This window comes from Desulfuromonas sp. (genome assembly GCF_002868845.1).
GTDB lineage: Bacteria > Desulfobacterota > Desulfuromonadia > Desulfuromonadales > BM501 > BM501.
Window position 1 is genome coordinate 64,031 of sequence record NZ_PKUB01000044.1, and the last position, 14,373, is coordinate 78,403.

Here is a 14,373-nt window from a genome sequence, read left to right on the forward strand (position 1 = left end):
CCGCCCATACGAAAAAAGGAGCCTGAAACAACTCCAGCTCCCAACTATCAAGCATTTGAGGTTTTGGCATAAAAAAGCCCCGCTCCGGAGGAGGCCGAAGAGCGGGGCGAAAGGCCCGGGGAAACCGGGCCGAAAAGGGATGCGGGTTTTCTAGGGGGTCAGCACGGTGGCCCAGGCGGGCAACTGGTCGATAACCACGTCGAACACCGGGATGACCAGGACGTAGGTGACAACCACGGTGAAAACGATGCCGATAACGTTGAGGCCGAAGCCGCTCCTGACCATCTGGGGAATGGTCACGTAACCCGAGCCGAAGACAATGGCGTTGGGCGGGGTGGCCACCGGCAGCATGAACGCGCAGGAGGCGGCGATGGCGGCCGGCACCACGAGTAGCAGAGGGCTCTGGCCGAGGCCGATGGCGACCGCGGAGAGGATCGGCATGACCATCGCGGCGGTGGCCGTATTGCTGGTCAACTCGGTGAGGAAGATGATCAGGGTGGCCACCGCGATGATCAGTACCAGGATCGGAGCCCCCTCGAGCAGACCGACTTGGCTGCCGACCCAGTCGGCGAGCTTTGTCTGCTTGAAGCCTGCGGCCATGGCCAGGCCGCCGCCGAAGAGGATCAGGACACCCCAGGGCATCTTGCTCGCCCAGTGCCAGTTCATGACGAATTCGTTCTTCTTCATGTTGATGGGAATGAGAAAGAGCAGAATGGCGCCGGTCATGGCGATGGCGGCGTCGGTGACCAGTTTCGGGTCGGTGAAGAGAAAACCGAGCTGCTTGCGGAAAATCCAGCCGAGGGCGGTGAGACCGAAGACGAGGGCGGTCCACCGCTCGCCGGAATTCATCGATCCCATCTGGCGAAGCTCCTGGTTGATGAGATCGCGGCCACCAGGAACCCGCTTGAGCTTCATGGGGTTGGCGACCCTTGTCAGCCACAGCCAGCAGATAGGCAGCAGCACGGCGGCAATGGGGACGCCGACCATCATCCAGGTGGCGAAGGTGATCTCGAAGCCGTAGGTCTTCTGCAGATAGCCGGCCAGCACCGTGTTGGGCGGGGTTCCGATCAGGGTGGCGACCCCCCCGATCGAGGCGGCGTAGGCGATGCCGAGCATCAGGTTGAGGCCGAAGGCGAACTTGTCGGGGGCGAAATCGATCTCCTTGTCGAGCCCCTCCTTCTTCCCCTCCTCCACGACGTGGCTGATGATCGCCAGGCCGATCGGCATCATCATGACCGTGGTCGCGGTGTTGGAGACGAAGGCGGAGAGGGCCCCGGTGGCGACCATGAACCCGAAGATCAGCCGCCCCGGGGAGAAGCCGACCGCCCGGACGATGTTCATGGCGATGCGGCGGTGCAGATTCCAGCGCTGCATGGACAGGGCGATGATGAAGCCCCCCATGAAGAGGAAGATCAAGTGACTGGCGTAGGGGGCCGTCGCCGCCTTGGTATGCATGATCCCGAGCAGGGGAAAGAGGGCGATGGGCAGAAGGCTGGTCGCCGGAATGGGAATCGACTCGCACATCCACCAGGTGGCCATCAGCAGGGCGACGGCGGCCATCTTCTGCGCGGAGGGCTCCATGCCGGGCGGAACCGGAATACTTAGCATCAGCACGAATAGCAGTGGGCCGAGCCACAACCCGACCTTCTGACGGGTGGTGTACTCCCGGGGCTCGCCCTCCTCCACCCCGCCGGGGCCGGTCTGGATGCGCTGGGTGTGCTCGGCGGGCGCCTCGTCCATCTTGTCGGCGATATCCACCTCATGCTCCTGGCTGCCCTCTCTCAGGGCCAGGTTGTTGTCCCGGGCATTGCGAAGCAGGTCTTTGGGACGAAAGAGGAAAAGTCCCCTGGTCTCCTCACTCATCTGCCAAAGTCGGTTCCATACGGCGGCGATCATGGTCTCTATTCTCCTTCCACAGGGCACTTTGAAGCTCAGGCCGGTTTCGATACAGCATTTGCAACTTAGCAACAGCGGTTCCAGTAGCCTGTCCTAAAACGGTTGCCGAAGGGAGATGCCGACATGCCTGGCGCTATTTCAATCACTTGTCACAGCAAATATTTTCGAATTTAAAATAAAGTTTTAAATTCACCCTTTCTTTTTCGGGTGAAAAACAAAAAAAAGCGGCCAAATTCGGCCGCTTTTTCCCATTTTTCGCACAGAAGCCCGAGAGCCCCCCTTTCGCCTTGCGGTTTACCGCCAGGCCCTTTTCTTACCCCTCCTCGGCGAGGCCGTACTTCTCCAGCTTGTAGCGCAGGGTGCCCCGCGGGACGTTGAGAAGCCGGGCCGTCTTGGCCACGTTGCCGCCGGTGATCTCCAGGGCCTTTGAGACGAGTTCCTTCTCGATCTGCCCGACCATGTCCTCCAGCAGAATCCCCTCGGGGGGAATGTCGAAGGAGAACGGGTATTCCTTGGCCGGCTCCTCCCCCCAGATCTCCCGGGGCAGAAAGGCGGGCTTGATGAGTTCGCTGTCGTGCATGATGCAGATCCGTTCGACCACGTTGCGCAACTCCCGGACGTTGCCGGGCCAGTGGTAGCGCATGAGCAGGTCGAGAGCCTCGCGGGAGACGTCCCGGACCCGCTTGCGAAACTCCTTGCCGAAATGTTTGAGGAAAAAGTCGAGCAACTGGGGAATGTCCTCCCGCCGCTCCCGCAAGGGGGGGATATGGATAGGGAAAACATTGAGGCGATAGTAAAGGTCTTCGCGAAAGGCCTTTTCGTCGATCGCCTGCTTCAGGTCGCGGTTGGTGGCGGCGACGACGCGCACGTCGATGTCGATGGTACGCGTGCCCCCCAGGCGCCGGATCTTGCGGTCCTCGAGGACCCGGAGCAGCTTCACCTGCAGGGCGAGGTCCATCTCCCCGATCTCGTCCAGAAAGATGGTGCCGCCGTCGGCCTCCTCGAACAGGCCGATCTTGCGGGACTTCGCATCGGTGAAGGCGCCCCTCTCGTGGCCGAAGAGTTCGGTCTCGAGCAGATTGAAGGGAAGCGAGCCGCAGTTGATCTCGACGAAGGGGCGCTCCTTGCGGGGCGAGAGGCTGTGAACGGCCCGGGCCACCAACTCCTTGCCGGTGCCGCTCTCGCCGGTGACAAGGACCGTCGCGGTCTCGTGCTTGGCCACTTCGCGGATCTGGCGGTAGATCTGGAGCAACTGAGGGCTGGCCCCGACCATGTCCGCGGCCCCCTGGGGGGCCTTGTCCTTGCCTTCGCGTCGCAGCTGGCGAACCTCCCTCCGGAGGCTCTGGGTTTCGAGGGCCAGTTTGACGATAAGGCGGATGGCGTCGGCTTTGAAAGGCTTCTTGATGTAGTCGTAGGCTCCGAGCTTGAGGGCCTCGACGGCGCTCTCCACGGTGCCGTAGCCGGTGATGATGATGACCAGAACCCCGGGGTCGAGTTCCTTGAGGGCTCTCAGCACGTCGAGGCCGCTGGCCGCGCCGAGGTTGAGGTCGAGCAGAACCAGGTCCACCTCTTCCTCGCTGACCCAGCGGACGGCCTCGTCCCCGCTTTCGGTGGAAAAAGGCCGATACCCGTCCTCGGCCAGGATCCGCTCCAGGTTTTCGCGGATGAAGGCCTCGTCGTCAACGATCAGGATTTTTTCCATGAACTCTCTCCAGGGGCAGGACAGGGAGGGCATTCGGCTTCAAAAAGAAATATGGTTATATATTATGCCTTGCCGGGACTCGGGACAAGTCCAAAACGGTGAATTTTGGCCATACTCCAACTATCAAGGCCCAAAACTAAGCTCCCAGGAGGAACAGGTGGCGGAAAAAGGCCGAAACAGCCGGAAAGAAGTGGCCCTGCCCTCTCCCTAGGGGGAGACCGCCCCGAGGGGAACCCGGCAAGGGCGATTCTCAAGAAAATAAGCCAGGTCGGCTTTCAGCAGGTCGAGCGGCGGCCCTGCCACACCCGATTCTCCGGCGATGGAAATGGAGCGCTCCTGCCACTCCGCGGCCTCATCGCACCGGCCGGATTCGGCGAGAGCCATGGCGACGGTACAGGCGTGCCGGTACTCGGACCGGGACTGGAACGCGCTTTTCGCCAGATCCGTGGCCCGCGCCCCGTCGCGCAGGCTCGGCTCAGGGGAAGCGGCCAGGTGGCGGGCAAGGGCATGCTTGACGACGCCGTTGTTCGGCGACCGGGAATGGGCTTCCTCCAGGACCTTCACCGCGTCCCCGTGCTGCCCGGCCCTTGAGCACAACTTGCTCATTTCGAGCCACCCCGAAGTCTGGCTCGGCTCGAGCCTCACCGAAACCTTGTAGCGCTCAAAGGCCTCGGCTAACCGGCCGCTGTCCCTCAGGGTGTCGGCCAGAACCAGCTGCACTTCGGCGTCTTCCGGGGTCTTCTCGACAACGAGGCGCAGGTGGTCAAGGGCTCTCTCGTGCTCGCCCAAATGGGCAAGAAGGGTTCCGAGGTTGTAGTGCGCCGTTTCGCTCTCCGGCGCGAGCCGGACCGCCTCCTGCAGCTGAGCGACGGCTTCCCGGTACTTCCGCTCCTTGACCAGGGCGCTGGCCAGATTGATCCGGGCCCCGTGGCGACCGGGATCCGCGTCGACCGCCTTTTGAAACTCGGCGGCCGCCTCGGCATAGCGCTCCGCCCCATAGGCGCGCTGGCCGACCAGCAGGTGAATCTGGTAGCCGGTTACGAGCTCGTCAAGCTGTCTTTTCAGGGGGTCCGGGGGCTGGATACCGACGATCCCCTTGAGGGCGAGGTGAGCGCGGGCCTTCTCGTACTCCCCCAGCCCCCGGTAGGCCATGGCCAGGGGATAATGGAGCTTGTTGACCGAGGGCCCTTTGGAAAGAGCGGTTTCCAGAAATTCGATGGCTTCCCGGTAGCGTTTTTGCTCGAGCGCCACTTCCCCCAGTCTGGCCAGAACGGCCGGCCCCTCCGGATTCAGCGCAAAAGCCTCCTCGAAAGCCTTCCTCGCCTCGGCAAGCCGCCCGAGACTGCGATGGCATTCTCCCATGCGAATCAGGAGGAGATAGGAATATTCGCTGCCGACCAGTTCCTCCTGGAAAAGCCGGAGCGCTTCGTCGTAGCGGCCGATCGACTGGAGAAGATAGCCCAGATTGTACCTCCACCCGAACAGCTCAGGGTCCAGAATCCCCGCATTGCGGTAGCAGGACTCCGCCGCCCCGTTCATCTCGTAAGCGTGGTAAAGCCGGCCGAGCTCCAGGTAAGCGCGGCCATATTGTCCGCGCCCGGCAAGCATCGCGTCGAAGCTTTTCCGGAGCATCTCCCGCGCCTCGCCGACCTGGTCGCGAACCGCCTTTTCGAGCGGTTCCAGATCGGGGACGGGGACCGGCACCAGGCCCATTTCGCCCCTCACCTTCCGGGCGATTTCAGCGCCACCGTCCTCCTGGGCACGGGCCGTGAAAACCGGCGGCACGAGGCAGAAGGCGCACGGGATCAGCAAACAAGAGATAAGTCGGCAATACCTGTTCATGGTCGCTTCGCGGTTCCTTTCCTGAGGGTCGTGTATGTCATCGGTTCTACGCTATTCCAAACTTCCTTGAGGCCGTCGGGCCAGACCACCTCGACGCCGGTCACCGATTCCGAATCCCCCAAGCCGAACAGGATTCTCGAATCGTTGGCCGAGCAGAAACTGCCGTCGGTCCGAACCCGCCGCCAGAGGGTCGGCTTCCCTTTTCGCTTCAGTGCGACGCGCGTGCCCAGCAGGTCCCGTTTGCCGGAAGGATCGACCAGGCGCAGGCCGAGCCATTTGCGGTCCTGGCCCAGCCTGTTCAGCAGCAGGCGCGCCGGCCCGTTGTTGTTGGTGACGAGCACATCGGTATCGCCGTCGTTGTCGATGTCGCCGAAAACCGCGCCGCGGCTTACTTCCGAAAGGGCCAGAGCTTCTCCGGCCTCTGCCGTGAGGTCGACGAACCGCTTGCCGCTCTCGTTGTGGAAGAGTTGGTTGGGCTGGTGGAGGGGATAGGGGTCTTTCGCCCGGACCAGCTGCTCGATGACAAGCACCGCGCCGTTGAGCACGAAGAGGTCGAGCCAGCCGTCGTTGTCGTAGTCCAGCCACCCCGTGCCGAAGGAGGTATAGCAGAAACTCCCGGCGGCCAGGCCGAGTCGGCCGGTGTGGTCTTCGTAAAAGCCGGTGCCGTCGTTGACGTAGAGGGTGCTCGTCTCTCCCATGAGGTGGGTAATGAACAGGTCCTCGTCGCCGTCGTTGTCGAAATCCCCCGCGTCCACGCCCATGCTGGCCTCGGCCTGCCCGTCCCGGTTCACGGAAGCGCAGGCGAACATGGCGTCCTCCTCGAAGCGGAGGCCCTTCCGGTTCAGCCAGAGCTGGTTCGGTTTGCCGTCGTTGGCGACGTAGAAATCGAGCCAACCGTCCCCGTTGACGTCGGTGGCCACCACGCCGAGGCCGGGCCCCGGGGAGTAGCCGACCAGGACTTTTGCGGATATCTCCTCGAAAGTGCCGTCGCCGCGATTGTGGAAGAAGCGGTCCGGCTGAGCCGGAAAGCCGGACGGGCCACAGTAGTCGCGGCGGCTGTTGTTGGCGTAGCACTTGGGGTTTTTGACCACGTCGAAGGCGACGTAGTTGGCCACGTAGAGATCGAGCCAGCCATCCCGATCGTAATCGAAGGCGAGAGCGCTCGTTCCCCACTGGGGATCGCCGGTTCCGGTCTTGGCCGTCACGTCGGCAAAGGTGCCGTCCCCGTTGTTGTAGAGCATCCGGTTGGGACCGTAGTTCGTGACATACAGGTCGATCCAGCCGTCGTTGTTGAAATCCCCGGTGGTCGCACCCATGCCGTAACCGGTGCTCCGCAGACCGCTCTCGTCGGTCACGTCGACGAAGCGCAAGGTGCGCCGGCCCTCCTTGTCGATAGCGAGGTCGTTACGGAAGAGTCGGTCCCGGGGCGTGGTGTCCCGCGCGGGGAAGAGGGCGTCGGACGCCTTGTCCCCCGGCCCCAGCAGTGCCCCCTGAAGAAGGTACACGTCGAGGTCGCCGTCGCCGTCGTAATCGAGCAAGGCCCCGCCCTGCCCGGTCATCTCGGGAAAATAAAAGTGACCGGTCATGCCGTTGAAATGGACGAAGTCGAGCCCCGACGCCTCGCTGACGTCCTCGAAGATGGGCGGGGACGCGGTAGCAGCGGCCACGGGGGTCGCCCCGGCGAGGCAAAGAAAGATCAGGGCCGCAAGCAGCAGGGGACAGGACCTCGGGCCATTCAGCGCGAGGTCGGTTCGGGCGTCTTCAAAAACTTTCATTGCCTGCCTGAAAGGTAGCGGGTTTGATAGGCATCGTGAAGCCTCCGAACCTCGGGGGACGGGACACCGTAGTCGGGAATCGGATCGACGGTCTCGCCGTTCTGGGTGTGAAGGTCCATGTCCTTGCACCAGCCGTTGGTCTCGAGAACGTAGACCCTGCTCCAGCCGGGCCGGGCCGGGGGCGCCGAATCGGCGAACTCGAAATGAATCTCCTCGCCGGCGCCGAAAATGGCGACCGCCCCGTCGCGACGATCGACGAGTTCGGTCACCGGCCCGAAGCGTGTGTAGAATCCCTCGATGAAATGGGTGTCCCACACCGGACGCCGCCTGCCGTAGTCGTATTCGGGGCGATGCTGGTCGGCGGCCACCCGCTCGGGGAAGCCGACCTGCCGCAGCTCGCCGGAGTCGAGGGGCAGCGGGTGTCTGTCGATCTCGGGGGGCGGTTCGGTGAAGGCGACCGCCAGCCTGTCCCAGTAGATCTCCTGGTTGGTGCGGATGCGGATCTGCCGGGCCCCCTCGGGAAGGGGCGGCAGGGGAACGGTCATCTGGCGCGGCATGCCGGCCGGGTAGCCGAACTGCTCGAGAAGCGGGCGCCACTGCCCGTCGGGACCGTGCACGTCAAGGGAGGGGGCGCGATATTCGGCCCCCGCCTGCCATGCGGCGAAATTGGTCTGGGAGTAGGGATACTCCACCCAGCCGTCGGCCAGCAGCACGGGCTGCCCGGGAAAAGCGTCGAGGGCCTCGGCAAAGGTCAGAGTCAGGACGTGCTCCTTCTCGAGGCGCCCGATGAAGCGGCGGTCGAGGGGGCCGGGCGGCGCCGCCCGGAGGTCCCCAGCGGCGACCTCCTCGGTCACGTCCTCGCCCCGGTCGTTGAGCGCCCGCAGGGGCGCCACGATCTGCCGGTAGAAAAGAGGACGGCCGGTGGGCTCGGGCGGAGCGATGCCCATCCGCTCGTCGAGGGTCATGGCCCAGCCCGGCGGAAGGTCGTAGGCCACGAGCCGGACCGCGTCCAGGTAGGTGATCTCCTCCATCGGCTCGGTCAGCTTGAGCAAAAACCGCCCGTCCTCCGGCTGCATCAGGCCCTGCGGCAGAAGAAAGTTCTCCCAGGGCCGCGGGGGGGCGTACTCGCCCGGTCCGAGGGCGTAGCCCATGCCCCCCACGCCGAGCAGGTCGCTCACGAACCGATACCCGCTGCCGTCCCAGACAAAGAGCACCGGGCAGCTCGACATCTGGCGCTGGGTTTCGGTGATTTCGTGAAGAGCGCCGGCCTCGAGGTCGAGTTCGGTCTGGAAAACCCCGTCGGTCCAGTCGATCGCCACGAAGTCGAGGCGCTCGGCTCCGCCGAGCCCAGCGGTGACCGGCTGCAGGCTCTGGCCGGGCCCCGAGCCGTTGCGGAAGGTCTGTGCCACGGTCCAGCGCGCTCCGACCCGGATCGCCAGCCGATTACCGATGCCCGAGGCGTTGGATCTCCAGGTCGATCCCGGCTCGGTCATGCCCGAGAGCTTCAGGAGGACGAAGGGATGTCTTCCGGATCCGGCCAGCCAGACCTGCGGCTTCTGCCCCGGGGTCCAGCCGACGAGCACGGGCCCCTCCCCGGAGTTCATCAGCCCCCAGGCCTTCAGGGCGTCCGCCTCGGCACCCGGAACGGCGAACAAGGCGGCGGTTGCTCCCCCTTCGGGAGCGGCGGCCCACCACCCGTCAGGCCCCGAGCCGAGGAGGTCGAGCACCCCGTCCCCGTCCAGGTCCTCAAGGCAAAGGCGGGTCTCGCCCGGTGCCCGGGAAAACGCGGTCTTCTCCAGAGGAGTCCCCTCCCAGGATGAGCTGGCAGACCGCTCCCAGCGGGTCAGAGCGCCGGCCCTGTCGAGGGCGTAGATCTCCACCCGCCCGTCGGCATCGGCATCTCCGGCGACGGCGGCCGCGACCTCGGAGGCCTTGAAGGCGTCCCAGCCCGGCGCCGGCCGGTATTCCCACTGACGGTCGTTGAGGTAGACCTCGTGAGGCGGGTGCTCGTTGACCACGATCAGGTCCACGTCCCGGTCGTGGTCCAGGTCTGCGGTGACGATCGACCGGGAGGGCCCCCCGGTTCCGGCGAGGCCGTGGTCCGCCGCGAGGGGGCGGAAGGTCCCGTTGCGGTTGTTGTTGAGGAGTTCGTTGGGTCCGTCGGCGTTGACCAGGAAGATGTCGAGATCCCCGTCGTGGTCGGCGTCGAAAAGGGCGCCGTCCGCTGTGTCGAAGGACCCCATGGCTCCACCCTCCGCGCTTACCTCGCGCCAGCGGCGGCCGGCCTCCTGGCGCCACAGCTGGTTCGGCCCACGCCTGCCCAGGTAGACGTCGGTGAGGCCGTCGTCGTCCAGATCGCCCCAAAGGGCGAAGTTCACAGACGGCACCAGGGCCAGCGAATGCTGAAGGTCCAGCCGGTAGCCGGGTTCCCCCGCCGTGCGAAGGAGCACCGCGTTGGAGGCGCCCCCGGGGATTTGCAGAGCCCCGGCAATGAACAGATCGAGATGGCCGTCCCCGTTGAAATCGCAGAAGGTCAGGCTGGCACGCCCCCCGCCCTGCGGGCCGTCCCAGGCGCCTGCCGTCAGATCGGGCCCGAGAGGCTCGGGAGCGCCGAAGACCGGGCCCGGAGGTTTTAACGCGGAAACCGCCGGGGCGGCGCCGATGGTGGCGGCCTCGGACCTGGAACCCATCTTGCGATACTTGAATTCCAGGCTTCTCGCCCGGGGATTGCCCTTGAGCCCCTGAAAGACTCCCATCATGGCCTCCGCCTCCTCCCTCTTGCCGAGATGACGCAAGGCCCTGAACGCCCCGTAGTAGGCGCTGACGACATAGGGATCTCCCGCCAGAACCCGCTCGAAGGAGCCGAGGGCCTCCTCGTGGCGCGAGAGATCCATGAGGGACTGGGCGCGAAAATACCATGCCGCCAGGTCCTCCGGGTCGGCGTCGACGACGGTCTGGAAATGGCTAAGGGCCTCGACCGGCCGGCCCCGGTGCAGCTCCAGCAGCCCCGTACAGTAAAGGGCGCGGAGATTTCCCGGGCGGCTCTGGAGAACGCGGCTCAGAATAGACAGGGCCTCCGTTTCATCCCCCTCCTGCTGCCGGTTGAGGGTGGCCACCGCGAGGTTCACCAGGATGTCCCCGTTGTCCGGATAGTCGAGGGCAAGGCTTGAAAACTCCCGAAGCGCCCCCTCGAAGTCGTATTGTCCCATCAGGGCGACCCCCCGGTTGTTGGAGGCGACCGCAGAGGGGTCGGGACCGGACGGCCTCAGGTCGGCCCTGCCGAGGCAGGAGCAGAGGAAGAGGGCCAGCAGGCCGATCAGGGCGGCCGTCGCGACCATGCGGCCTGAGCCGCTCACCTCGGGCCCCCGTCGGGGATGAGGTTTCGGTTCGGGGAATCCATGCTTGTCTTTCCTCCGTCACACATAAGTTGTTTATCCTGTTCAGGGGACCCGGGCAGCAGCCGAAGAACGGGCTGCGCCCTGTTGCCGCCGCCATTGTCCCAATCGATCATGCCGCTCGCCCCACGATAGCCGCTTTTGGCGGCAAGAGCGTCGCGAACCCCGCTGCGGGTCAGCCCCGCGCTCCGGACCGCCGCAACGACCATGCGCGCCGCGTCGTAGCCGTAGGCGGCCGATGCCGAGGGGGGGGAGGCGAATCGGTCCCGATAGGCCCGCTCGAAATCGGCGAGGGCTCCGTCGCCCCGGGACCTCGAAAAAGGCTCGACGGCGACGATGGTCCCGCGATAGGCCCCGCGCAGATCCGCCTCCGAAAGGCCGGGAATCCAGGGGAGAAAGATGGGGAAAGAGTCCCCGGATTCCCCCAGGGCCTGGAGCAGCCTCACGACGAGCACGGGGGGCAGGCGCAGAACAAGGCCGTCTGGGGAGAAATCCCTGATGCGCCGGGCCGCCTGCCGAAGATCGGGAAGGTCCGCCTCGACGGAGAGGTGAAATGCGGCCGGCACGCCAAAGCGTTCCATGGCCGAGCGCAATCCGGCGGCGGCTCTCCGGCCGTCGTGGTCGGTGCTGGTCACCATCCCCACACGTTTCAGCCCCCGGGGGACGACCCCCTCTTCGATAAGGATCCTGGCCTGGGCTGCGCCGTCCGGGGGAAGGCGGAAAATCCACGGCAGGCGGGCATGGGTCAGGGTGGGATCGGAGGAGACGGGAGAGAGCACCGGCAGATAGGCCTTGGCCGCGATCTGCTCGGCGATGTGCCCGGCCCCGTTGGTGAAGCCGATCACCGCCCAGGACCGGTCCCGGTACACGAGGCGGATCATCTCCTTGGAACCGGCCCCCCAGGGATTGTCGTCCCAGCGCCTGGCCACCCGGAAGGGCGTACCGCGCAGCCCCCCTTCCCCGTTCGCCCGGGCGACGGCCAGCGCGACCCCCCGGTTCAGGTCCCGGGCAACGGCTCCGGCCTCCTCACCGGGGGCGAAGAGACCGATAACTACGGCGTCGAGGCCCTCCCGGGCCGTTTCGGCGCCTGCGTGGCCCCGGAACCGCAAGGGATCGTCGAGCATCTGCTTGTACGGGGCCGCGAAGGCGATGCAGAAACCGAAGGTCAGGATGGCGGCCTGGAGCGATATCAGCGCCCATCGCCTCACCGAAGCATCTCGTCCCGGGAGATGACGCGAAAGCGGCCGCCCTCGGCGATGGCCAGGTAGGCGGGACTCACGTTGTTGTATGTCGCATCGAACTCCTTGATGCCGCTGACTCCGGGATAGGTCTTCATGGCGGCCAGCTCGTCACGGATTTTTGCCCGGTTGAGCCCCCCCCTCTCCGTCGCGGCGATGAGCATGTTCATCCCGTCGTAGGCGTGGGCGGCATAAGCATCCGAAGACTCGTCGTAGCGGCCGAGATAGGCCTGCCGGAAGCGATGGGCCCGGACATCGTCACTCTCCGGGTCGTAAGGATAGCCGGCCGCCACCCTCTCCAGGTTCCCCCCGGCGAGAGCCAAGAACTCGGGGGCGACCATGCGGTCGCTGCCGACCAGCCACTGGTCCATCCCCATCGCCCGCATCTGCTTGAGGATCAGGGCCGATTCGACGGCGTCGCCCCAGGTAATGACGACTTCCGGGTCGAGAGCCTTGATCCGCTCCAGTTGCGGGGTAAAATCGGTGTCCCCGAGCTGGTAATTCATCTCCGCCAGGAAAGGATGGCTCAGCCGGGTGGCGGCGTCCCGGAACTCGTCGATGCCGATCCGCCCGTAGCGGTTGTTGGCCCGCAGGGCCGCGACCCGGGTCAGTTGCAGCTTGCCGAAGACGAAATCGGCAAGGAGGTAGCCCATCTGCCGGTCGTCGGTGATGCAGCGGAATGCCCAGGGGATGGCGGTCTCGGAATAGGTCGGGTCGGTATCCGCCGAGTTCATCACCGGCACCTCGATCTTCAATGCAGTGCGAATGGCGATATGGCTGTTGGCGCCGTCGATGGTCCCGAGGATGGCCCAGACCTTGTCCTTGTAACCGAGGTGAATGACCTCGCTGCCGCTCGCACCCCAGAGCCCGTTGTCGTTGCGGACCACCAGTTCGTAGGGGATGCCGCTGCCGCGGTACCCGCCGCCTGCGTTGGCGTGCTCCACCGCGAGGCGGGCCCCCTGAAGCATCCTGCGGCCGAGTCCCTCCTCGTGGGACGCGCCGCCGGTGGCCACGGAGACGGTTTTCTCGATCGGCCCCAGGAACCCGATCTTGACGCTCTCCACCCCCTGAGGTTCGGGGATTTCGCGGCCGTGCCCATGGTACTGGACCGACTCGAGAAAATACTCTTTGTAGGGCTCGGCGAACCGCCCGTAGGGGACGTACTCGACAGGAGTGCGCCCGTAGACCGGGGGCTCGGCGATCACCGCGCCGCACCCCAAAAGACAGAAGAGGACCATCGCGCAGGCCAGGCCCGCCCGGAGACCCCGAAACGCCCGCCGTCGCAGGGCCATCATTGCGCCCCCTCCCCCCCGGAAGCCCGCACGGCGGCTTCCGGCGGCCGCAGGCCCGGATAGTATCCCCGGCCGACGCCCCGCGCCAGGCCGTGGCCGGTGCCGATCCAGAGGTCCTCCCCCTGGAAGTCGAGAGCGGTCACGAAATGGTTGGGCAGAGACAGGCCGGTGGGCACCGCCCGGACCTCCTCGTTGCCCACCATCAGGTGGGCCGTCCAGGTCCCGGCGTCCTCGGTGTCGCGCTTGTAGGTAACCCAGGTGTCGGTGTCGAAATCCGCGAGAACCGCCAGGCCCAGATCGGTGGCGTTGTAGCAGGAAGTCGCGCTGCGCCCCACCGACAGGTTCAGGAAGTTGCTGGCCAGCCCGCTGTCGTGCTCCATGTAGCCGCGCCAGTTCTTGCCGTCGTAGCGGCTCAGGCCGAAATAGGTCGCCGCCCACAGGACCCGGTCGACGTAGGAGACCGAGGTGGTGATGATGTGAATGAGGCCGTCGTCGCGGTAGAGGTCGATCTCCATCTCCCGGTCGGGGTCCCGGTGGGCGTTCCAGCGGCGGGTCTTTTCATCCCACTCCAGGACGCCGCCGCCCCACACAGCGACATAGACCTTGCCGTCGTCGCCGTCGACGTTGTAGCACCAGATCTCCTCCATGGGCGCGTTCTTCTCGGTGAAGATCTCCCACTCGCCGGTGAGCGTGTTGAAGGCGCTGAGCCCTGCGGCGGTGGCCGCCCAGACCGTGTCGCCGCTGACCTCCACGCCGTAGACCACGTCGTTGACCAGGCCGCTGTTGAGCTGGTGGAAGTGATCGAAGCGGCCGCCGCTGAACCGGACCAGGCCGCCGCCGAACAGGCCGAGCCAGAGGTCGCCGGTTTTGGGGCTGACCGCTATCGACATGACCACGTTCCAGGGCAGTCCGTCCTCCTCGGTCCAGCTCTGCCAGCGCCCCTTCTCGTACAGGGCCAGGCCCCCTTCGGTGCCGACCCAGAGCCGCTCGCCGTCGGCGAGGATGGTGAAGATGTGGTCATCCGGCAACCCGTCCTCGACGCCGAAGGTCTCCCACTCGGTATAGACGTAGGGCTCCCCGGCAGAAAGCGAAGGCTGGTCGACGGCCGCCCAGGCCGGCAGCCACCCGGCAAAAAGCAGCGCCAGGAGCAACCCTGCCTGGCGGATGATCATCCGGGCCCTTTGGACGGCTCCCGGTTTCTTCGACGGAGTCGATTTCATGGCACGCATCACT

Annotated in this window: 8 protein-coding genes; all 8 read right to left on the minus strand. The window is 65.5% G+C overall.

Annotated features, from left to right (window positions below; genetic code table 11):
- Positions 1–150 precede the first annotated feature (150 nt).
- A complete protein-coding gene (locus tag C0617_RS13615) occupies positions 151–1,896 on the minus strand; it encodes a DASS family sodium-coupled anion symporter (RefSeq protein WP_291317585.1) in 1,746 nt (581 codons plus the stop codon).
- A gap of 313 nt (positions 1,897–2,209) precedes the next feature.
- Complete coding sequence (locus tag C0617_RS13620; protein ID WP_291317586.1) at positions 2,210–3,598, minus strand: sigma-54 dependent transcriptional regulator; 1,389 nt, start codon at positions 3,596–3,598, stop codon at positions 2,210–2,212.
- A 207-nt stretch (positions 3,599–3,805) separates the two neighbouring features.
- Positions 3,806–5,410, minus strand: coding sequence for a tetratricopeptide repeat protein (locus C0617_RS13625; protein ID WP_291317587.1), 1,605 nt, complete (start codon positions 5,408–5,410; stop codon positions 3,806–3,808).
- 26 nt (positions 5,411–5,436) lie between these two features.
- Complete coding sequence (locus C0617_RS13630; protein ID WP_291317588.1) at positions 5,437–7,215, minus strand: CRTAC1 family protein; 1,779 nt, start codon at positions 7,213–7,215, stop codon at positions 5,437–5,439.
- A complete protein-coding gene (locus C0617_RS13635) occupies positions 7,212–10,571 on the minus strand; it encodes an FG-GAP-like repeat-containing protein (RefSeq protein WP_291317589.1) in 3,360 nt (1,119 codons plus the stop codon). The genes C0617_RS13630 and C0617_RS13635 overlap by 4 nt, the downstream gene beginning before the upstream one ends.
- Entirely contained in the window at positions 10,568–11,818 is a 1,251-nt protein-coding gene (locus C0617_RS13640; protein WP_291317590.1) for an ABC transporter substrate-binding protein, read from the minus strand. Before C0617_RS13640 ends, C0617_RS13635 begins: the two co-directional genes overlap by 4 nt.
- On the minus strand, positions 11,815–13,143 hold the full coding sequence (locus C0617_RS13645; RefSeq protein WP_291317591.1) for an ABC transporter substrate-binding protein: 1,329 nt from the start codon (positions 13,141–13,143) through the stop codon (positions 11,815–11,817). Before C0617_RS13645 ends, C0617_RS13640 begins: the two co-directional genes overlap by 4 nt.
- Positions 13,140–14,360, minus strand: coding sequence for a two-component regulator propeller domain-containing protein (locus C0617_RS13650; RefSeq protein WP_291317592.1), 1,221 nt, complete (start codon positions 14,358–14,360; stop codon positions 13,140–13,142). The genes C0617_RS13645 and C0617_RS13650 overlap by 4 nt, the downstream gene beginning before the upstream one ends.
- Positions 14,361–14,373 lie beyond the last annotated feature (13 nt).

Excerpts from the sequence above, each read along its gene's own strand:
- C0617_RS13645 (WP_291317591.1), bottom strand. The coding sequence starts at position 13,143 with ATGATGGCCCTGCGACGGCGGGCGTTTCGGGGTCTCCGGGCGGGCCTG.
- C0617_RS13650 (WP_291317592.1), bottom strand. The coding sequence starts at position 14,360 with ATGAAATCGACTCCGTCGAAGAAACCGGGAGCCGTCCAAAGGGCCCGG.
- C0617_RS13620 (WP_291317586.1), bottom strand. The coding sequence starts at position 3,598 with ATGGAAAAAATCCTGATCGTTGACGACGAGGCCTTCATCCGCGAAAAC.
- C0617_RS13615 (WP_291317585.1), bottom strand. The coding sequence starts at position 1,896 with ATGATCGCCGCCGTATGGAACCGACTTTGGCAGATGAGTGAGGAGACC.
- C0617_RS13630 (WP_291317588.1), bottom strand. The coding sequence starts at position 7,215 with ATGAAAGTTTTTGAAGACGCCCGAACCGACCTCGCGCTGAATGGCCCG.